The 21,106-nt window shown below is 40.3% G+C and carries 16 protein-coding genes; 8 read left to right on the plus strand and 8 right to left on the minus strand.

The genetic code is table 11. The features are described from left to right. Positions 1–117: 117 nt before the first annotated feature. From Q0O89_RS06625 to Q0O89_RS06635, 3 genes are all read right to left on the minus strand, one after another. The gene (locus Q0O89_RS06625; protein WP_293730923.1) at positions 118–1,335 is read right to left on the minus strand and encodes a restriction endonuclease subunit S; all 1,218 of its coding nucleotides are present in this window, start codon (positions 1,333–1,335) and stop codon (positions 118–120) included. Position 1,336: 1 nt separating this feature from the next. Beyond that, positions 1,337–2,986, minus strand: a complete 1,650-nt coding sequence (locus tag Q0O89_RS06630) for a class I SAM-dependent DNA methyltransferase (protein ID WP_293730942.1) — start codon at positions 2,984–2,986, stop codon at positions 1,337–1,339. Positions 2,987–3,097: 111 nt separating this feature from the next. Further along, positions 3,098–3,709: a riboflavin synthase subunit alpha gene (locus Q0O89_RS06635; protein WP_293730924.1), complete on the minus strand. Its 612-nt coding sequence runs from the start codon at positions 3,707–3,709 to the stop codon at positions 3,098–3,100. Positions 3,710–3,747: 38 nt separating this feature from the next. Between Q0O89_RS06635 and Q0O89_RS06640 the strand changes: the two genes are divergently transcribed. The 5 genes from Q0O89_RS06640 (at position 3,748) to pta (ending at position 12,960) form a co-directional block, all read left to right on the plus strand. Further along, positions 3,748–5,145 (plus strand): MATE family efflux transporter, encoded by a 1,398-nt coding sequence (locus Q0O89_RS06640; protein ID WP_293730925.1) that lies wholly within the window; start codon positions 3,748–3,750, stop codon positions 5,143–5,145. Positions 5,146–5,319: 174 nt separating this feature from the next. Then, entirely contained in the window at positions 5,320–7,437 is a 2,118-nt protein-coding gene (locus Q0O89_RS06645; protein WP_293730926.1) for a TonB-dependent siderophore receptor, read from the plus strand. A 90-nt stretch (positions 7,438–7,527) separates the two neighbouring features. Next, complete coding sequence (locus Q0O89_RS06650) at positions 7,528–9,291, plus strand: ABC transporter ATP-binding protein/permease (RefSeq protein WP_293730927.1); 1,764 nt, start codon at positions 7,528–7,530, stop codon at positions 9,289–9,291. A 200-nt stretch (positions 9,292–9,491) separates the two neighbouring features. Continuing rightward, entirely contained in the window at positions 9,492–10,706 is a 1,215-nt protein-coding gene (locus Q0O89_RS06655) for an acetate kinase (protein WP_293730928.1), read from the plus strand. Positions 10,707–10,818: 112 nt separating this feature from the next. Beyond that, positions 10,819–12,960 (plus strand): phosphate acetyltransferase, encoded by a 2,142-nt coding sequence (pta, locus tag Q0O89_RS06660; RefSeq protein WP_293730929.1) that lies wholly within the window; start codon positions 10,819–10,821, stop codon positions 12,958–12,960. A gap of 99 nt (positions 12,961–13,059) precedes the next feature. On the opposite strand, the gene Q0O89_RS06665 is transcribed toward pta, so the two are convergent. Then, a complete protein-coding gene (locus tag Q0O89_RS06665) occupies positions 13,060–13,521 on the minus strand; it encodes a hypothetical protein (RefSeq protein ID WP_293730930.1) in 462 nt (153 codons plus the stop codon). 36 nt (positions 13,522–13,557) lie between these two features. Further along, positions 13,558–14,208 carry a GTP cyclohydrolase II gene (gene ribA, locus Q0O89_RS06670; protein WP_293730931.1) on the minus strand — a complete coding sequence of 217 codons (651 nt, stop codon included), beginning with the start codon at positions 14,206–14,208 and terminating at the stop codon, positions 13,558–13,560. A 92-nt stretch (positions 14,209–14,300) separates the two neighbouring features. On the opposite strand from ribA, the gene Q0O89_RS06675 reads away from it, so the two are divergent. Both Q0O89_RS06675 and nagK read left to right on the plus strand, forming a co-directional pair. Next, the gene (locus tag Q0O89_RS06675) at positions 14,301–15,026 is read left to right on the plus strand and encodes a phosphatase PAP2 family protein (RefSeq protein ID WP_293730932.1); all 726 of its coding nucleotides are present in this window, start codon (positions 14,301–14,303) and stop codon (positions 15,024–15,026) included. A 53-nt stretch (positions 15,027–15,079) separates the two neighbouring features. Next, a complete protein-coding gene (gene nagK / locus Q0O89_RS06680; protein WP_293730933.1) occupies positions 15,080–15,997 on the plus strand; it encodes an N-acetylglucosamine kinase in 918 nt (305 codons plus the stop codon). Positions 15,998–16,082: 85 nt separating this feature from the next. On the opposite strand, the gene Q0O89_RS06685 is transcribed toward nagK, so the two are convergent. Beyond that, complete coding sequence (locus tag Q0O89_RS06685; RefSeq protein WP_293730934.1) at positions 16,083–16,823, minus strand: MIP/aquaporin family protein; 741 nt, start codon at positions 16,821–16,823, stop codon at positions 16,083–16,085. Between the two features lie 369 nt (positions 16,824–17,192). Between Q0O89_RS06685 and glpK the strand changes: the two genes are divergently transcribed. Beyond that, positions 17,193–18,704: a glycerol kinase GlpK gene (glpK, locus tag Q0O89_RS06690; RefSeq protein WP_293730935.1), complete on the plus strand. Its 1,512-nt coding sequence runs from the start codon at positions 17,193–17,195 to the stop codon at positions 18,702–18,704. Positions 18,705–18,773: 69 nt separating this feature from the next. Here glpK and tyrA read toward each other — a convergent pair whose 3' ends face one another. After that, the gene (gene tyrA, locus Q0O89_RS06695) at positions 18,774–19,898 is read right to left on the minus strand and encodes a bifunctional chorismate mutase/prephenate dehydrogenase (protein WP_293730936.1); all 1,125 of its coding nucleotides are present in this window, start codon (positions 19,896–19,898) and stop codon (positions 18,774–18,776) included. A 68-nt stretch (positions 19,899–19,966) separates the two neighbouring features. Further along, entirely contained in the window at positions 19,967–21,019 is a 1,053-nt protein-coding gene (locus Q0O89_RS06700; RefSeq protein ID WP_293730937.1) for a 3-deoxy-7-phosphoheptulonate synthase, read from the minus strand. Positions 21,020–21,106 lie beyond the last annotated feature (87 nt).

Genomic DNA, 21,106 nt, shown 5'->3' on the forward strand with positions numbered 1-21,106 from the left:
TTTATTAATCTTTTAGGATCTAAATACTCACCACCATTAGCTTCAACACATTCTATGCGGTCAAATATCACATCGAAATAACGATAATAGTAATCTTCCCACTTTTTATAAAATACATCACTCATTACTAATATCCCCACTCAACAACTTCGGCAATAATAAATCTCTTACTTTAGATAAAGATTGATTTTCATAAAAATGATGTAGCCATTTATCATATATTTCTTTTACTTTCTCAGAATAGAAATTTAGTATTTCAATATTAGGGATTAATATTTTCACTTTACTCATATTCTGAATTGTAATTTGAGGCTGAACAGATCCTGATGAAATTTCCTTCAAATTAATATTGCTTAAATATTTCTCCAAATAATACATACTTACACAACTGTTTTCATATTCAATAACTAAAGAGTTATTTGTAACAAAAGAATATGGATAACTTAATGTTACCTGACCAACAGTCCCCCTACAGCCTATTAATACTTGAGGCTTTTCATAAGTGTAACTATCGTAGAAACCTATAACGCCATTAGCACCAAAGACATAAAATCCTTTTTCTGTTAATTTATTCTTAGGTAAGCCTTTTCCATAAACAATATTACAAACATCTTTTAAATATCGTTCTTCCCACCCCCTCGGCACGCCCTCTTCATCAAACCCACTCGGAAATGCCTCTGCGATTTCCCATAGTTGTTGGTATTGTTCGGGATTTGCCGTCTGCAAGCGGTGTAATTCTTGCGTGTTTTTACCACTGATCACTGTCATTGCCGCTTGGATAGCTTGTTCAGCGGTTTGTCCGCTTGCCAGTGCGTTGGCTTTGGCGTGAACGGGGTCAAAATCAATAAACCAGCTTTTAAAAATCGTTTGGGCGATTTGTTCTAGGGTTTGGTTGATTTGGGTGTTGAGTTGGATTTTGTCATCAAAAATTGATAATTGTTTTCCTATATTCTCTCTATCCAAGCTATTTTGCGGAATAGAAATCTTTATAGATTTTAAAATAGATTGATTTAATAATGGTTGTCCAGATCCTGTTCTTAAATTATTTAAATTTAAACTTTTTAAAAGATAAAACCAAAAGCGAGCCTCTCCTTTGTTTTTACAATTTACAGATATTGCGTTATCAGTTACCCAACAATTATCATAAGAAAAATGTACACTTCCACAATAAGAGCCAACTCGCCCAATAATTATTGTTCCTGCTTCAGAATTATATTCATCTGAATATCCAATAATTCCATTTGCACCAAATACAGCATATTTTCCTGTAAAATCACTTCTTTCTGGTGATGTTTTCCCATTACTAAACGTAAGATATTTATCTAAAACTTCCATATTAATACCCCAAGCCTCCCAAATTCGCTTTAATTTTGGCTTCTAATTCTGCACTTTGCTTAAATTGTTGTTGTAAAAGCGCGGTCAGTTCTTGCATTTTTTCTGCAAATGGCACGCCGTCATCTTCTTGTTCGGCAGTGCCGACATAACGACCTGGGGTAAGGACGAAGTCGTTTTGGGCGATTTCGTCAAGGCTTGCGGTGTAGCAGAATGCAGGGATATTTTGGTAGTCGGCGGATTGTTGCCAGTTGTGGTAGGTGTCGGCGACTTTGGCGATGTCGTCTGCGGTGAAGTCGCGTAAGACACGGTCTTTCATATAGCCAAGTTGGCGTGCGTCAATAAACAGTACTTCGCCTTTGCGTGCTTTGTTTTTGTTTAGGATCCAGATACAGGCTGGGATTTGGGTGTTGGTAAAGAGTTGGCTTGGCAGGGCGATCATCGCTTCCACAAGGTCGGCTTTGAGAATATTTTTGCGGATTTCGCCTTCGTTGTTGGTATTACTCGACATTGAGCCGTTGGCAAGCAACAACGCCATTCGTCCGTTTGGAGAAAGGTGGTAAATCATATGTTGTAGCCACGCAAAGTTGGCGTTGCTTTCAGGCGGTATGCCGTATTGCCAACGTAGGTCTTGGGCAAGGCTTGGATGCCACCAGTCTTTCATATTAAAGGGTGGGTTTGCCATCACAAAATCCATTTTTTTATCACGGTGTTGCGGATTGCTGAAGGTGTCGGCATTGCCTTTGCCGAAGTCAAATTCAATGCCACGAATTGCCATATTCATTGCGGCAAGTTTCCAAGTGGTTGGGTTGAACTCTTGCCCGAAAATGCTCACTTCGCTGACGTTGCCTTGATGTTCGCGGATAAAGCGTTCTGTTTGCACAAAAAAGCCGCCCGACCCCATTGCTGGGTCGTAAATGCGTCCTTTGTAGGGTTCGAGCATTTCGATAATCAGGGTAACAATGGATTTTGGCGTGAAATATTGACCGCCCTTTTTGCCTTCCGCAAGGGCGAATTGCCCGAGAAAATACTCATAAACGTGACCAAGAATATCTTTTGCCGCCAAGGAAATCGGCTTGCCGTCTAGGGTTGGGCGGATGAAATTGGTATTGGAAAAGAGATCGATTAAGCCTAATAAAATGCTTTCATCAACTTTATAAGGGCTGATGCGTTGAATGACGTTTTTGAGTTTAGGGTTGTCTTGTTCGATAGCGTCAAAAGCGTCATCAATCAAGTTGGCAATGCCTTTAAAGGTTTTCTCGCCCCAGATTTTGTCGCCAATGTTAGCTCGAGCCACGACTTTGATTTCGTCCCAACGGGCTTGTTGCGGCACCCAGAATACGTTGTCTTGGGCGTAATTGTCCCGTTCTTCCAGTTCGGCATTGAGAATATCGGCAAGTTCGCTTTCGCTGTAAGCGGTCGGATCGAGATAAAAATCGGACGTTGGATCGGTGTAGCGTTGTTTGATGATTTCTTGTTGTGCCGAGAAGCTGTCGGAAACGTATTTTAAGAAGATTAAACCAAGAACGATGTGTTTGTAGTTGGCAGCGTCAAGCTGTTGGCGAAGTTTATCGGCTGCTTTCCAAAGGTCTGCATCGAGTTTGTTAAGAAAGGCTTGTTGATCTGCTTGCTGAGTCGCTAAATTTTCAGCCAGATGTGCTGTGCTGTGCTGTGCTGTGCTGTGCTGTGCTGTGCATTATACTATATCTCCGTAAAAAATTCCAGTGTGGGACACACGGCGTGTGTCCGCAAGATGTTAATTAAATTAATTCTTCGTTGCCAAATATCGCTCAACGGTGTCCACAATAGCTTGGGTTTGTGGATCAATTTCGATATTGACTTCATCCCCTAATTGGCGTTGTGCAATTAAAGTGCGGTCGATTGTTTCGGGGATTAGGTTAACACAAAATTGGTTGTCTTTGACTTCGCCGATGGTCAGGCTAATGCCGTCAATGGCAATAAAACCTTTGGTGAGAATATATTTCATTACCTGTTGATCAGGCAATTCAAACCAAATTTGTAAGTTATTTTCGCTAGGAATTCGTTGGCTCACTTTGGCGGTGCAATAAACATGCCCTGATAAGATATGTCCCCCCACTTCATCACCCAATTTCATGGCGCGTTCGATATTAACAAAATCGCCTTGTTTTAAGCTACCCAAGTTGGTGATACGTAAGGTTTCTGTCATTAAATCAAAACTGACCAAATCATTTTCAATTTTCGTCACCGTTAAACACACCCCATTATTGGCAACAGAGGCACCAATTTCTAAATGATCCAGTAAATTCTGTGGCATTTTGACCGTATGTGTTCTAAAATTTTGCTTTTCCACAATGGACTGAATTTGTGCCGTGCCTTGCACGATACCTGTAAACATAAATTTCTCCTTAATCAATTTTCTGCATTATACCTGATATGAAAAAAAATCTGAATCTCGCGGCTTATCAAGAACAAGCCATAAAGCTCATTCAAATTGCCTTGCCTATTTTATTAGCCCAATTGGCACAAAACTCTATGGGGACAGTGGATACTATTATGGCCGGGCGCGTAAGTGCGGCGGATATGGCGGCAATTTCAGTGGGGGCGTCAATTTGGTTTCCGTTAGTGCTATTTGGACATGGGTTGTTGCTGGCTTTGCCACCGACTATTTCTTATTTAAACGGTTCCGGCAAACGTGATCGTATAGCGCACCAAGTGCGCCAAGGTTTGTGGATTGTCTTGTTGGCGACAATTCCCCTTGGGTTGATTATTTATCATAGTGATTTGATTATTCAACAGATGGGGATAGATGAAAAACTCGCTCATATTACCATTGGGTATTTGCACGCGATGATTTTCGGCTTACCGGCTTATTTATTATTGGTGAATTTTCGTTGTTTAAATGATGGGATTGCTAAAACCAAACCCGCCATGGTGATTACCTTTTTGGGATTGGGGTTAAATGTGCCGTTAAATTATATTTTTATTTACGGCAAATTAGGGATTCCTGCTTTTGGAGCTGTCGGTTGTGGTATCGCGACGGCTATTGTGAACTGGGCAATGTGTATTATGATGATCGTGTATACAAAACGCGCGAAGAATCAACGTGATTTAAAAGTGTTCGAACAGATTATCGAAAAACCTAATTTCACCACCTTAGCTAAATTATTACGTTTAGGCTTTCCGATTGCGGTGGCATTGTGGTGTGAAGTGGCGTTATTTGCGTTGACTTCGCTCTTTTTATCACCATTAGGCACAGATATGGTGGCGAGTCATCAAATTACCTTAAACACCAGTTCTTTCATTTTTATGTTACCGATGTCTATTGGTATGGCAACAACGATTTTAGTGGGGCAACGTCTTGGCGAAGGTTCCCCGGATAAAGCGAAAAAAGTGTCTTATGCTGCGCTTGCTGTGGGATTAAATATTACCATTGTGACGGCATTTATTACGGTGTATTTTCGCGAAAATATCGCGGCGATTTTTGTGTCGGATGCAAAAGTTATCGCCATGGCAATGCCGCTATTGTTATTAGCCGCACTGTATCAATTTTCTGATACTATTCAGGTTGTTATTGCGGGGGCTTTGCGTGGCTATAAAGACACTAAAGCGATTTTATACATTACGATCTTCTGTTATTGGGTTATTGGTATGCCGGTGGGTTATACCCTATCTTTGACGGATTTTATCGTGCCGCATTTAGGGGCGATGGGCTTTTGGATTGGGTTTGTCGTGGCTTTAACTTGCGCGGCAATTTGTTTAAGTTATCGTATGCTCAAAATTCAACAACGTTCTGACGACAGTTTGTTAGCACAGTTGGATAAGCTGAAATAATAAGGGCTGTCGAACCACAGAATGTCTGTGTTTCGACAAATTCACAACTGCCCTATCTTTGCACTACATCGCTAAAAATATCACAAATAACAATAATTCCTATTTGTATTGTATTTTATTAATTTTGTGATTATACTCTGCACCGATAATTTTTGTCCCCGAGGATCTTTTCTTATGAATTTTAAATTAAGCCTAATTTACACCGCACTTTTTGCTTCGGCTTCTTTTGTGGTAAATGCTGAAACGAATACAGCTGAGAAGCTAGATGAAATTAATATTGTAACAGAGCTGGAAAAAGCAAAAGCTGTTGGTGATAAACAAAAAGAGATTGTTAATCTTAGTTTACTTGGTCGCCAAACTGCTTTTACATCACCTATTTCTGTTGTGAATTACGATGAAAAAGCATTTGAAAATTCACAACAACGTAATGTGGTTGATGCAATCTCTAAAGTCGATTCTTCCGTAATGAATTTTGGTGGAGAAACTAACACGATTTCCGGGATTTATGTCCGTGGTTTACAGCTTGATGCGCGCCAAATCACCGTTAACGGATTAGCAGGTCTTTATTCAACTTATAACTCACCAACTACAGCGGTAAGTTCTGCGCAGTTAATTAAAGGTGCGTCAACAGCGATTGGCGGTATGGACCCTGAAGGGGCGGCAGGTTCATCCTTGAATATCGAAACTAAACGTGCTACCGATGAAGATATCAATAAAATCGGATTCGGTTGGTTCAGCAATAACCGTTTACAAGAAACCTTTGATTTTGGTCGCCGTTTTGGTGCAAACAAAGAATGGGGAATTCGTTTAAATGGTAAATATCGCGATGGCGATACGGCGCGTAACAATTTTGATGAACGTAATAAAGAATTTGCATTAGGTGCAGATTATCGCGGTGATAAATTCCGTACCGGCATTGATTATATGTATGCAAAACGTGCAACTCATGGTGGTCGTGCGCGCGTACAAGATATTCAAGATTTGAATTTCCGCTTACCTGATGCGCCAAAAGGCGATACCAACTTAATTCCATATTGGAGTGGTCAAACCACAGAAGATCAAACCATTATGGGAACGTTTGAATATGATCTGCCTTACAACATGATGTTATCCGGCGGTTTAGGTCATATGGAATCGCGTTACTATGGTTCTTTTGGACAAATTCGTATGACGAATACAGATGGCGACTACTCTGTTCGTTCTATGCGCGCGATGGATTACCATATTCGTACCACTAGCGGAAACCTAAAATTACAAGGCGAATTAGAAACCGGTTCTGTTTATCACAACTGGAGTTTAGCGTTCGACGCCGTAAAACGCCAACGAGACTTCGATCAAAGTCTGACCGCTAAAAACTTTACCGCTAATATTTATAATCCTGTGTTCAGTCGAGGTCAACCGACTTACGGTGCGTTAGTACAAAGCACCAACGAAAAATTAAGCAGTTACAGTTTAGCTCTTGCGGATAGTGCCGGTTTTATGGATAACCAAATTCGTTTAACCCTTGGTGGTCGTTTCCAATGGATTAAACAACAAGATTTTGCGACCAATATTAAAACCCATGAAAATCGCTTTAGCCCAATGGCAACCTTGGCTTATGTACCAAATCCAAATTTGGTTTTCTATGGTAACTATTTAGAAGATTTAGAGCCGGGTGCGGTAGATAACGACACTGGCGTTATGGCTAAACCTATTGTAAGCAGACAAATTGAACTGGGTGTGCGTAAAAACTGGGGTGATTTATTCACAACAACAACAAGTCTATATCAATTATCACGTCCAGGTATTCACCGCATAACCGGTGAACAGCAAGGTAAAGAACGCAACCGTGGTGTTGAATTTAATGTATATGCTAACTTGTTAAACAAAACACTACGTCCAAGCTTAGGCGTGACTTATAACCGCGGAGAATTGATCGACTACTCAAGATATTCGGACGGCGCGATTATTAACGGTTCTCAAGTGTCTAGCCCACGTTGGATCGCTAAAGCGGCGGTAGAATGGGATACACCTTTTGCTAACAATTTAAGCGTAAATGCAGCAGTTCAACATTATGGCAAATCTTATCAAGATTACGCGGAAAACTTTGAATTCCCGTCTTACACAACAGTAGATTTGGGAGCGAAATATGTGGCGAAGTTAGATGCAAAACAAGTTGTCACTTTCCGTACCGGTGTTGAAAACCTATTCAACAAAAACTACTGGCAAGTACAACGTGGACGCTATGACCGTAGCTTTGCGGTTGTAGGGATGCCACGTACTTATTGGGCGAATGTTGAATACTCATTCTAATCATTGTAGAGTGGGTATACTTGCTCAGCATTTTTCATATTAATTATTTTGGTGGGCAGAAATGCCCACTCTACCAAATCTCCCCTACTTATGAACTGGCAAACCGAACTTCACAACAGTTTTCCTTGGCTTTTAAAGTCTTTAACTTGGCTTATTTTAGGTTTATTTTTGACCGCACTTTTATTGCGTAAAACAGCATTTGGTCGGAAATTGGAATGGATTGTTAAGCCGTGTTTAACCGCCAAAAACCGTTGGAAAGCCTTGGGTTTAATCCTGTTGTTATTATTGTTTATTTTACTTGAAGTTCGTATTAGTGTACTGAACACTTTCTTCTACAATGGATTATATACATCCATGCAAAATAAAGCGGCAGATGCTTTTTGGTTCTTTGCCTTAATTAATGCGCTGTTGGTGGGGTTTAAGATTATTCATTCCATTTTGAATTATTTTGTACGCCAAGTGTTTGAAATTCGTTGGTTGGAAAAACTGAACGATGAAATGCTGTCTCGTTGGTTGCAAAATAAAAATTACTATCGTGTGAAATATGAAAAAGAGTTACCCGATAATATTGACCAACGTATTGAACAAGATGCCCGAGAGTTTATTACGGGGACAGTGGATCTGCTGGATGGGGTAATTGGCGCCGTTTTATCCATTATTGAATTTACCATTATTTTGTGGGGATTGTCCGGGGTTCTTGCGCTGTTTGGCGTTGAAATTCCCAAAGCCGCGGTCTTTTTTATTTACGGATTTATCCTTTTTGCCACCGCACTTTCTGTGTGGATTGGGCATCCGTTGATTAAACTCAATTTTGACAAAGAAAAATATAATGGTGACTATCGTTATTCGCTGATTCGCGTGCGCGATAATGCGGAAAGTATTGCCTTTTATGACGGGGAAACCAAAGAACATATTCATTTAAAAACAAAATTCCAAGCCATTATTCAAAACCGTTGGGCAATTGTGCGCCGTATGTTAGGGTTGGACGGTTTTAATACCGGGATTACGCAAATTGCAATGATTTTGCCTTTAATGTTGCAAGCACCACGTTTTTTTGCCGGTGCCGCCACCTTGGGGGATATGCATCAAACGGTACAAGCATTTAATCGTTTAATGCGTGCCTTATCATTTTTCCGTTTGTTTTATGAACAATTCACCCTTTATCAAGCGCGTTTAAATCGTTTATATGGTTTTATGTCGAAGTTGGATTATCTTGATCAGCACCAAATTGCTCATCCTATAGAATGTGGTTTTGGCGTGACATTACGTGATTTTGGGTTAAAAAATCAAGTAGGTGATGTGCTGTTACAACAGGTCAATTTGAGCTTACAAAAAGGTGATGCATTGCTGATTAGTGGGCCATCAGGAGCAGGCAAAACCACCTTGTTAAAGGCTGTTGCCGGTATTTATCCTTTTGAAACCTTTGGTTATAGTGAACGCCCTTGTAACGCGAATACACTTTTTTTACCGCAACGTCCTTATATGCCACAAGGTTCTTTACGTGAGGCTATTTGCTATCCAAACATTAATCCAACCCATCCAAATCTTGTGCAATATATGGAAATTTGTCGATTAGGTCATTATATTCACGCGCTTGATCAAGAAAATGACTGGCAAGTGATCTTATCTCCCGGGGAATTACAGCGCGTGGCATTTATGCGTATTTTTCTTACTCAACCTGATGTGGTGTTTTTGGATGAGACCACGTCAGCATTGGATGAACCCACGGAATATTGGCTCTATCAAAAAATTCGAGATGAATTACCCAACATGATTATTTTAAGTGTGGGGCATCGCGGTACTTTGTATCAATTCCATAATAAATTCTTAGATTTAGGTACTTGTCGAATTTAATTTGCCAATAACGCGGCAAGTTATAGAAAATATTGAAATCTTCAACTTTTTTGATAAAAATCATAATTTTTCTCTGTTCAAGAATTTATTTTATTTTCTAAAACGTGTATTCTATTGTGCGTTAAAATTTTATGCGTTTGTCGTCAATTAAGCGGATGATAAACACTCTTTTCACTTAAACCCAAAAGATAGGTTAATCTATGTCAAAATTAGTTCTCATCCTTAACTGTGGTAGCTCTTCATTAAAATTTGCTATCTTAGATCCTGTATCTGGTGATGAAAAATTATCAGGTTTAGCGGAAGCATTTTATCTTCCTGAAGCGCGTATTAAATGGAAATTACATGGAGAAAAAGGCAATGCCGATTTAGGTGCAGGTGCCGCTCACAGTGAAGCATTAGACTTTATCGTAAATAAAATTTTCCCATTAGATCCTGAACTAAAAGACGGCATCGTTGCAATTGGTCACCGTATCGTTCACGGTGGTGAGAAATTTACTTCATCTGTTGTAATCAATGATGACGTAGTAAAAGGCATTGAAGAAGCTATTCAATTTGCGCCACTTCACAACCCTGCGCACTTAATCGGTATCAAAGAAGCATTCAAAATGTTCCCGCATTTAAAAGATAAAAACGTTGCTGTATTTGACACTGCATTCCACACCACGATGCCTGAAGAAGCATTCTTATACGCATTGCCATACTCTTTATATAAAGAACATGGCGTTCGTCGTTATGGCGCACATGGTACAAGCCATTACTTCGTTAGCCGCGAAGCAGCAAAACGTTTAGGTGTTGCGGAAGATAAAGTTAACGTGATTACTTGTCACTTAGGTAATGGTGGTTCTGTATCTGCAGTTCGTCACGGTGAATGTATCGATACTTCAATGGGGTTAACACCGTTGGAAGGTTTAGTCATGGGTACACGTTCTGGCGATATCGACCCTGCAATCGTATTCTATATGCACGATACGTTAGGTATGTCTGTAGAAGAAATTAACACGACTTTAACGAAAAAATCAGGTCTTTTAGGTTTAACTGAAGTAACTAGCGACTGCCGTTTCGCGGAAGACAATTATGACAGCGAAGATGAATCATTGCGTGTACCTGCTCGCCGTGCATTAGATGTGTATTGCTACCGTTTAGCGAAATACATCGGTTCTTACATGGCAGTTATCGGTGAACGTTTAGACGCTATCGTATTTACCGGTGGTATCGGTGAAAACTCTGCACACGTACGTGAAATCACGTTAAACCACTTAAAACTTTTCGGCTATAACGTAGATAATAAGAAAAACTTAGCCGCGCGCTTTGGTAAAGAAGGTATCATTACAGCTGAAGGTACACCTGTTGCTATGGTTATCCCTACAAACGAAGAGCTCGTTATCGCACAAGATACTGCGCGTCTTTGTATCTAATGACTGCAAAACTGCCGAGATTTTCGGCAGTTTTTGTTTGTTCTATAAAAGATAAATCACTCTAGAAACATATCAAAAATCAACCGCACTTTTGTGCTAAATAGGAAAAAACATGGCTCATACAATTATCCTTACCCCAATTAGCGGTGGTGTGGGTTTAACCAGCGTTAGCTTAGGTTTAATCCGCGCTCTTGAGCAAAAAGGGGCAAAAATTGGTTTTATGAAACCAATCTCACAACCGATTTCAGGCGAAGATAAACTTGACCGTACAACATCCATTGTGCGTACATCAACATCACTAGAAACAGCAAATCCAATCATGTTAAGTGATGCGGAAAATCTTATCGCGAACAAACAAAATGATGTTCTTTTAGAAAAAATCGTTGCTAATTATCAAGAATTAGCGAAAAGCAATGACATCGTTATTGTTGAAGGTTTAATTCCAACCCCAAAACACAGTTTTGCTAACCGCATTAACTTTGATGTGGCTCAAGCATTAGATGCTGAAATTGTTTTAGTCGCCGCACCTGCAACGGAAACACCGGCTGAATTAAAAGAACGTGTTGAAGCCGCGGCCGCGTCTTTTGGTGGCAAAGATAATGAAAACCTATTAGGTGTGGTGATCAACAAATTTAATGCGCCAATTGATAGTTCTGGCCGTACTCGTCCGGATCTAGCGGAAATTTTTGATTCATTCCAACACAGCCATAATAACCCGAATGAAGTCTATAACTTATTCAAAAATAGCCCAATCAAAGTATTAGCTTGTATTCCTTGGTCGCAAGATTTAATTGCAACACGTGCTATCGATCTTGTAAACCATCTTGGTGCAAGCATTATTAATGAAGGGGATGTGAAAACTCGCCGTATTCGTGGTATTACTTTCTGTGCACGTTCATTACATCATATGGTTGAACATTTCCATACCGGTGATTTACTCGTTACATCCGTTGACCGTCCGGACGTATTGGCAGCCGCCGCATTGGCATCAACCAATGGCATTGAGTTAGGGGGCATTTTATTAACCGGTGGCTACAAAATTGATAGTGCGTTCAGTAAATTATGCCAACGTTCATTTGAATCAACAGGTTTACCGGTGTTCCGTATTGAAGGTAACACATGGCAAACTGCATTAAGTTTGCAAAGTTTCAACCTTGAAGTCCCTGTGGATGATAAAGAGCGCATCGAAAATATCAAACAATTTACCAGCGAACAATTTGATGCGGAATTTATTCACCAATTAGCAGGTGGTTCTGCTCGTATTCGCCGTTTATCGCCACCGGCATTCCGTTATCAATTAACAGAATTAGCACGTGCTGCGAAAAAACGTATTGTATTACCTGAAGGGGATGAACCTCGTACCATTAAAGCTGCTGTACTTTGTGCAGAGCGTGGTATTGCAGAATGTGTGCTTTTAGCCAACCCTGAAGATGTACAGCGTGTTGCAGATGCACAAGGGGTGACTTTAGGTAAAGGTATTACTGTTATCGATCCTGCGTCTGTTCGTGAAAATTATGTGGCGCGTTTAGTGGAATTACGTAAAGCGAAAGGGATGACGGAAACAGCAGCTCGTGAGCAATTAGAAGACACGGTGGTATTAGGTACCATGATGTTAGAAGCAAACGAAGTGGATGGTTTGGTATCAGGTGCGGTACATACAACAGCTAACACTATTCGCCCACCAATGCAAATCATCAAAACAGCACCAGGTAGCTCAATTGTATCTTCAATCTTCTTTATGTTATTACCTGATCAAGTGCTTGTTTATGGTGACTGTGCGGTGAACCCGGATCCTTCAGCAGAACAATTAGCAGAAATTGCGATTCAATCGGCAGATTCTGCGAAAGCGTTTGGTATTGATCCGAAAGTAGCAATGATTTCTTATTCTACAGGAACATCAGGTGCTGGTGCAGATGTTGAGAAAGTCAAAGAAGCGACACGTATTGCGAAAGAAAAACGCCCGGATTTATTGATCGATGGTCCGTTGCAATATGATGCGGCGGTGATGGCTGATGTAGCGAAATCTAAAGCTCCAAACTCACCTGTTGCAGGTAAAGCCACTGTATTCGTATTCCCTGATTTGAATACAGGTAATACCACATACAAAGCGGTTCAACGCTCTGCTGACTTAGTATCAATCGGTCCAATGCTTCAAGGTATGCGTAAACCGGTGAATGACTTGTCGCGCGGTGCCTTAGTGGATGACATCGTTTACACGATCGCATTAACTGCAATTCAAGCCACACAAGCTTAATTGTCAAACTGCCTAAAAATAAACCGCACTTTTTTCATGAAAGTGCGGTTTTAAAGAGGCCGAAATAAACTGATTTTATCTCTATTTCTATCTACTTTTCTATTTTACCACTTCAAATTTTAGACCGTTAAAGTTAATGTCACCAATCTGAACATCTAAGCTGTATTTCCCAATGGGATCTTTTTTCTCCAATTGCCAACAACGAGAAATTGAGTTGTCCTTAGAGGGCATTACTTCACTTACGATAACAAATTCTTTTTTATCATTGCTTGCGTAAGATTGGTCTTTATCTGAGGTAAATTTCGTTGCAGCTGGTGAATGGAAAGTTTCGGTGACACGTGTTTTTCCAGTGAATTTGATATTAAGCGTTCCCCAACAAAGTTGTTGTTTTTTGCTTAATGATACTTTGTTTCCACTAATTTTTAGTGGTGTTTTTCCACTAAGATCAAGAACTTGTATAAATGCTGCCGGTTGTGAGTTCGCAATCGGTTGATTTTGCGCATTCGCCGCCAGAGTGACAGTTGAAATAAGCCCTAATGTGAGCCCAAGTTGTTTTTTCATTGATAATTTCTCCAATTGAAAATAAAAGTTTCTTACTTATTTAACCGGGATTTCCGCTTGACAGTGTGGACAATCTAAAAAATGTTTTTCATTATTATGCACAATATAATGTCCCATTTTTTTTGCTTTAGTATCAAGGTATTCCGTGTTATAACGGTTTTCCCCTACATTTAACGGCACACGCTCAACAACATTAATCCCATCTTGTTTCATCGTATCAATTTTATTCGGGTTATTCGTTAATAAACGTACCGCTTTTACCCCTAATAACTCAAAAATATCTGCACAAACCGAAAAATTCCGTTCATCCGCTTTAAAACCTAACGCAAGATTGGCTTCAATGGTATCCATGCCCTGATCTTGCAATGAGTAAGCCCGGATTTTGTTAATCAAGCCAATTCCACGCCCTTCTTCGCGATGATAAATTAACACACCACGCCCTTCTTCACTAATTTGGCGTAAAGCACTCGCTAATTGAAAACCACAATCGCATTTCAAACTATGTAAAGCGTCCCCGGTTAAACATTCTGAATGGATACGTGCTAAAACAGGTTCACCATCCGCGACATCCCCCATCACCAAAGCAACGTGTTCTTTTTTGGTATCAGGAAATTCAAATCCAACAATTTTAAAAATACCAAATTCCGTAGGCAATGTGGCTTCTGTCACCCGCTGAATTTTAGTCATAAAATAAATCCTTATTCTTTCTCGTTCGTCAGTGATAGAATGTGCAGCGTTGTTTAGTTTGCAACAATTTTAATTCACCACTGGAGTTTCAAATGTTAAAGCGTTTGTCATTATATACTTTTTTACTTTGCCTTGTGCCGATTTTTGTATGGATTTTTTCTTGGAAATGGGCAGGTGATAACCATCTTACTCAATTTGATCATTTTCTTTACTGGCTCACAGAAACAGGCAGTGTGCCTTATGCCTTGATCACTTGTGGTGTATTTAGCTTACTCTTCTATCCTATATTCCCCAATCGAAAAAAATGGATTTTAGGTGTCTGCGTAATGGCTTTATCTGTCATCATCACTCAAGGTGTCAAAACTATTGCGAAAACTGCCTTTGCTGAATCTCGCCCTTTCATAGTGGAATTAACAGAAAAATCTGGCATTTCAAGCGATTATTTTTATGATAAAACGCGAGACGAACGTGAGGTTATAGTAAATCAATACTATTCTTCTCAATCCGAAACCCCAACATGGCTTGCTCATCATCGCGAAAATGAAACCGGCTATTCTTTCCCATCAGGTCATGCTATTTTCGCTGCCGCTTGGTTATTATTAGCCGTGGGCTTTACGGAGTTTTATGGCCGTTGTCGCACTGCCTCCAAACTTCTCGTGGCGGGCACTTTAATTTGGGCGGTGTTAATGTTAGTCAGCCGACTTCGCTTAGGCATGCATTATCCGATTGACTTATTTGCCAGTATTTTAATCGCTTGGATTGTGCATGGTGTTATTTTTACATTTTTAGCCAAAAAAGCGATCTTTATCAAAGAATAATGTCGTAAGTGCGGTTAAAATTTAAAAAGTTTTTTTAATCAAAAGGTAGCAGTATGTTATATGGATTAGACATTGGCGGCACAAAAATTGAACTTGCCGCATTTAACGAAAAGCTCGAAAAGCAATATAGCGAACGCGTTCCAACGCCTAAAAACAGCTATGAAGAGTGGCTGGATACTATCGTGGCATTAGTGGAAAAAGCGGACGCCAAATTTGGTGTGAAAGGCTCTGTGGGTTTAGGCGTTCCGGGCTTTGTTAACCACGAAACAGGGATTGCGGAAATTACCAATATCCGCGTGGCAGACAATAAGCCGATTTTAAAAGATCTAAGCGAACGTTTAGGCCGTGAAGTTCGTGCAGAAAATGACGCAAACTGTTTCGCCCTGTCTGAAGCTTGGGACGAAGAAAATCAACAATATCCTTGTGTGTTAGGGTTAATTCTCGGCACAGGTTTTGGCGGCGGATTAGTCTTCAATGGTAAAGTCCACTCCGGCAAAGTAGGAATGGCGGGTGAATTGGGGCATTTACAGCTCAATTATCACGCACTCAAATTGCTCGGTTGGGATAAAGCACCAATTTATGATTGCGGTTGTGGTAATCGTGCTTGCTTGGATACCTACCTGTCTGGGCGTGGTTTTGAAATGCTTTATCGTGATTTACAAGGTGAAGCACTCTCAGCCAGAGAAATTATCGAGCATTTTTATGCCGGTCAAGAAAGCGCGGTGAAATTTGTGAATCTTTTTGTGGAGCTTTGTGCGATTTCAATCGGCAATATTATTACAGCATTAGATCCGCATATGATTGTATTAGGTGGCGGTTTATCGAACTTTGACTATTTGTACGAAGCCTTACCAAAAGCATTACCGGCTCATTTAATGCGCAGCGCAAAAGTCCCTGTGATCAAAAAAGCCAAATATGGCGATTCCGGTGGTGTACGTGGTGCTGCTGCACTGTTCTTAGAACGGAAATAATCCCCCTCCTGCGTTATACAAAACCAAAAAGAGCGGTCTGAAACCGCTCTTTTTTATCTTTAGGCTTTGCCTTATTTCGATAAGATTACATCACGATATTATAAGCAACGGCCGCAATCACACCACCAATAATTGGACCGACAACCGGAACCCAAGCATACCCCCAATCCGGTGAAGTATTTAATTTTTTACCTAAAATGGCCAGAGCAATGCGTGGACCTAAATCACGAGCCGGGTTAATCGCATAACCGGTTGTACCACCCAAGCTTAAACCAATCGCCCACACTAAAATCGCCACAGGTAATGCGCCAATGGATCCTAAACCAATTGGTGCTGCTGTTTCTGTCCCCGGTAACATGACTTTACCTGAGGTAATAAAGAAAATGACAGAAACCAGTACGACTGTACCAATAATTTCACAGAATAAATTGTTTGTGTAATTGCGGATAGCCGGTTCCGTTGAGAAGCAAGCACGTTTTAAACCTTCATTATCCGTTGCTTTGAAGTGATCATGGTAGAATAAATACACCACAAATGCGCCTAAAATCCCACCCACAAGCTGTGCGGCAATATAACCTGGAACCATCGCCCAATCAAAGGCTCCTTTTACTGCCACACCAATGGTCACCGCCGGATTTAAATGTGCACCACTATGTTCACCTGTTACCACGACGGCAACATATACCGCAAATGCCCAAGCCGTGGTAATCACAATCCAACCTGAACTATTACCTTTAGTTTTATTTAAGCACACATTAGCAACAACACCATTCCCCATTAAAACAAGAAGTGCTGTGCCTAGGAATTCAGCCAAATATGCGTTCATAAGAAAATCTCCATTTTATTGAAATGACTCTGTTTTTTATCAAAACATCAGTTGGCAATCTCGTTCATTTTCAATCAAAAATAAAGTAAATGTCTTATGCGACTAGCTGTCATTATGGGCTTCTTACTCTGAATAGCAATAGGAAAAATAGCGGAATTTTTAAATTTGATAAACAGCTCACATTACTGAACAAATGTAATGAGATTTTTGTGATCGAGTTCAAAAAAATAAGATTTCCCCATTTCATTTACCTGAAAAATCGATTAAGTTGAGCTTGCAATTTTCGTTCACACTCATCATCAAAATAACCTATTTGCATTATGTGCAATCTCATATTGTTAACGCTAAACCATAAAAGGAATTAAAATTATGGCAGACAAAAAATACATTATTGCATTAGATCAAGGCACAACAAGTTCTCGTGCAGTACTTCTTGACCATAACGCCAATATTATTGAAATCGCACAACGTGAATTTACCCAAATTTACCCGAAAGCAGGTTGGGTTGAACATAATCCAATGGAAATTTGGGCAACACAAAGTTCAACCTTAAATGAAGTGGTCGCAAAAGCAGGTATTTCATCTGATGAAATTGCCGCTATTGGCATTACCAACCAACGTGAAACCACTATCGTGTGGGAAAAAGAAACAGGAACGCCTGTTTATAATGCGATCGTATGGCAATGCCGCCGTACATCTGATATTACAGATAAACTCAAAGCAGATGGACATGAGGATTATATTCGAAGTACCACAGGTTTAGTGGTTGACCCTTATTTCTCAGGTACCAAAGTAAAATGGATTTTAGATAATGTTGAAGGTGCACGTGAGAAAGCAGAGCGTGGTGAATTGTTATTCGGTACAGTAGATACTTGGTTAGTTTGGAAATTAACTCAAGGTCGCGTTCATGTCACCGATTATACCAACGCCTCTCGTACCATGCTCTTTAATATTCATACTAAACAATGGGATGACAAGATGTTGGAATTACTCAATATTCCACGTTCAATGTTACCTGAAGTGAAAAACTCCTCTGAAATTTATGGTCAAACCAATATTGGCGGTAAAGGTGGCGTACGTATTCCTGTCGCCGGTATCGCCGGCGACCAACAAGCCGCGTTATTTGGTCATTTATGCGTCAATGCCGGTCAAGCTAAAAACACCTATGGGACAGGTTGCTTTATGTTGCTGCATACCGGCGATAAAGCGATTAAATCACAAAATGGCTTATTGACCACTATCGCCTGTAACGCTAAAGGCGAACCGGCTTATGCACTTGAAGGATCTGTATTTATCGCAGGGGCATCAATTCAATGGTTACGTGATGAACTCAAAATCGTTCATGACAGCTACGACAGCGAATACTTTGCCACCAAAGTTCCAAGCACAAACGGTGTTTATGTTGTTCCCGCATTTACAGGCTTAGGCGCACCATATTGGGATCCGTATGCACGTGGTGCGATTCTAGGTTTATCTCGTGGTGCAAACCGCAACCATATCGTTCGCGCTACCCTTGAGTCTATTGCTTACCAAACACGCGATGTATTAGAAGCAATGCAAGCGGATTCCGGTAATAAACTTCAATATCTCCGTGTTGACGGTGGGGCAACGGCGAATAACTTCTTAATGCAATTCCAATCTGATATTTTAGATGTGAATGTGGAACGTCCGATGGTAAAAGAAGTCACCGCATTGGGTGCTGCCTATTTAGCCGGTCTTGCTGTTGGTTTCTGGAAAGATTTAACCGAACTTCAAGATAAAGCACGTGTCGAACGCACCTTTACGCCTGATAACGACAACGAAAAACGTGAACGCCGTTATAAAGGTTGGAAAAAAGCCGTTCGCCGTGCATTAGAATGGGAAAAAGAAGATGCTGAGTAATTCAGTATTAAGATAAAGAAAGAGCGGTCAAATTCTAATAATTTTGACCGCTCTTTTTAGGTATAATGGTTATGAATGTCGATAATCATTGGCTTGTTGCAACAATTGGCGACTTTCTTTCATAAATTGTTCGGAATATTCACCAAACCATTCACGCACTTCATCAAAGACTTTAATAAACCCTTCTTTATCGCCTGTTTCAAAGAATTTCAGGCTTTCTTCATAACTTTGTTTTAGGCTTTCAATCACCGCTAAATTCTCAGGTTTATCCATAATAATGTCTGCATAAAGGCTACCATCTTGTGCAAATAAACGCCCAATCATCGCTAATTCCAAACGATAGATTGGTGAAGATAACGCTAAAATATTGGCTAATTTAATGGGTTGACGAGATAAATGATAGCCGTTCGCAAAGGTGGAAAAATGGCGCAATGCTTGGATATAAGTCATACTATGATCATGTTCCGCCGCGTCCACTTGATAAATTTTTGCCCCCCAAATGGCAATTTGCTCAAGCAACCATTCATAGCGTTCAGGATAACGACCATCACAGCGTACCACCACTTGCTTCGCCATGCTAGCAATATCTGGACCGAACATCGGATGCAAACCAACCACCGCACCACGATGAACTTCGAGCATTTTTTCTAATGGTTGACGTTTTACTGATGTTAAATCCGTCAACAGCATATTTTCTGTTAAGTAAGGCTTCAATCGCGCAATGGTTTCAAGGGTTTTATTAATGGGTACACAAACAATCACCACATCTGCACCAGATAAAATCTCTTGCGCTTGCTCCCAGTCTTTACTGCCTAAAATCTCCACCGGATACCCCGAGGCGCGTAAAAAACGAGCAAATAGCCCACCTAATTTGCCATTCCCGCCAACAATCACTATTTTCTTAATTTCAGGGTTGACGGTTTTAAAGCCAAAATGATTTTCACTCACATAAGACTCACGCATTAAACGGCGCAACACATCTTCGATAAGATCAGCAGGTACCCCCATTTTTTCCGCCTCCTGACGGCGAGCAGCCAGCATATCTGCTTCGCGCTCAGGGACATAAATCGGCAAGCCCTGTTTATGCTTTATTTCCCCGACTTTTTTGACCAATGCCAAGCGTTTTGCAAAAACCTCGATTAACTCTTTATCTAAAGCATCAATTTCATTTCGGATTTCTTTTAATGCGTCCATGTGATTCTCTCTAAGGCAGTAAAAGGACGCTTGAAGCGTCCTTAAGTGCGGTTAAAATGGGAGATATTTTAGCGATTTTTTAAATCTGCCGCAATTTTGCGTAACAAACTATCTGTCGTTTCCCAATCAATACAAGCATCGGTGATAGATACGCCGTATTTCATTTCGCTGACAGGTTGTTCTGCTGATTGGTTACCTGCATTGATATTACTCTCAATCATTAAACCAATAATCGATTGGCAGCCATTTACAATCTGTTGAGTCGCATCTTCTGCCACAATCGGCTGACGTTTGTAATCTTTATTTGAGTTACCATGACTGCAGTCAATCATAATCGCCGTTTCCAATCCGGCTTTTTTCAATTCAGCTTCACATTGTTGCACAAACTCTGAAGCATAATTGGGTGTTTTCCCTCCACGTAAAATTACATGCCCATCAGGATTACCTTCTGTATGTAATAAATTCACCTGACCTTGTTGGTTAATCCCAATAAAACTATGTCCCATCGAGGCCGCTTTCATTGCATTAATCGCCGTTCCTAAACTACCGTCTGTACCATTTTTAAAACCAACCGCCATAGATAAACCGGAAGCTAACTCACGGTGAGTCTGTGATTCAGTGGTACGCGCACCAATGGCTGACCAGCTAAATAAATCCGCTAAATATTGTGGCGTCATTGGATCAAGTGCTTCCGTTGCCAATGGCAAGCCTATTTCCACTAAATCAAGCAATAAGGTTCGCGCAATATGCAAACCGTGCTCCACATCAAAAGAGCCATCAATTTTCGGATCGTTAATTAACCCTTTCCAACCTACAGTAGTACGTGGTTTTTCAAAGTACACACGCATCACAATATAAAGTTGATCTTTTAATTCATCGGAAAGTGCTTTCAAGCGTTTTGCATAATCTAATGCGGCTAAAGGATCATGAATAGAACAAGGTCCAATTACCACTAATAAGCGATTATCTTTTTTATGAATAATATCGGAAATTTCACGGCGATGTGTTTCGATTTGTGTACGAAGTGCCGTTGGAAGCGGTAATTTTTGTTTAAGTTCTGCCGGCGTAATTAATACTTTTTCGTCAACAATGTGGACATTATGAATGCTGTCTTTATTCATTTGGATTTCCTTTACTGCTAATTTATGGTGTAAATATTTTTATACGATAATGTAATAAATAAATTACACCATAACTTTATGAATAGC

This window comes from uncultured Actinobacillus sp., from assembly GCF_945915845.1.
Lineage (GTDB): Bacteria > Pseudomonadota > Gammaproteobacteria > Enterobacterales > Pasteurellaceae > Exercitatus.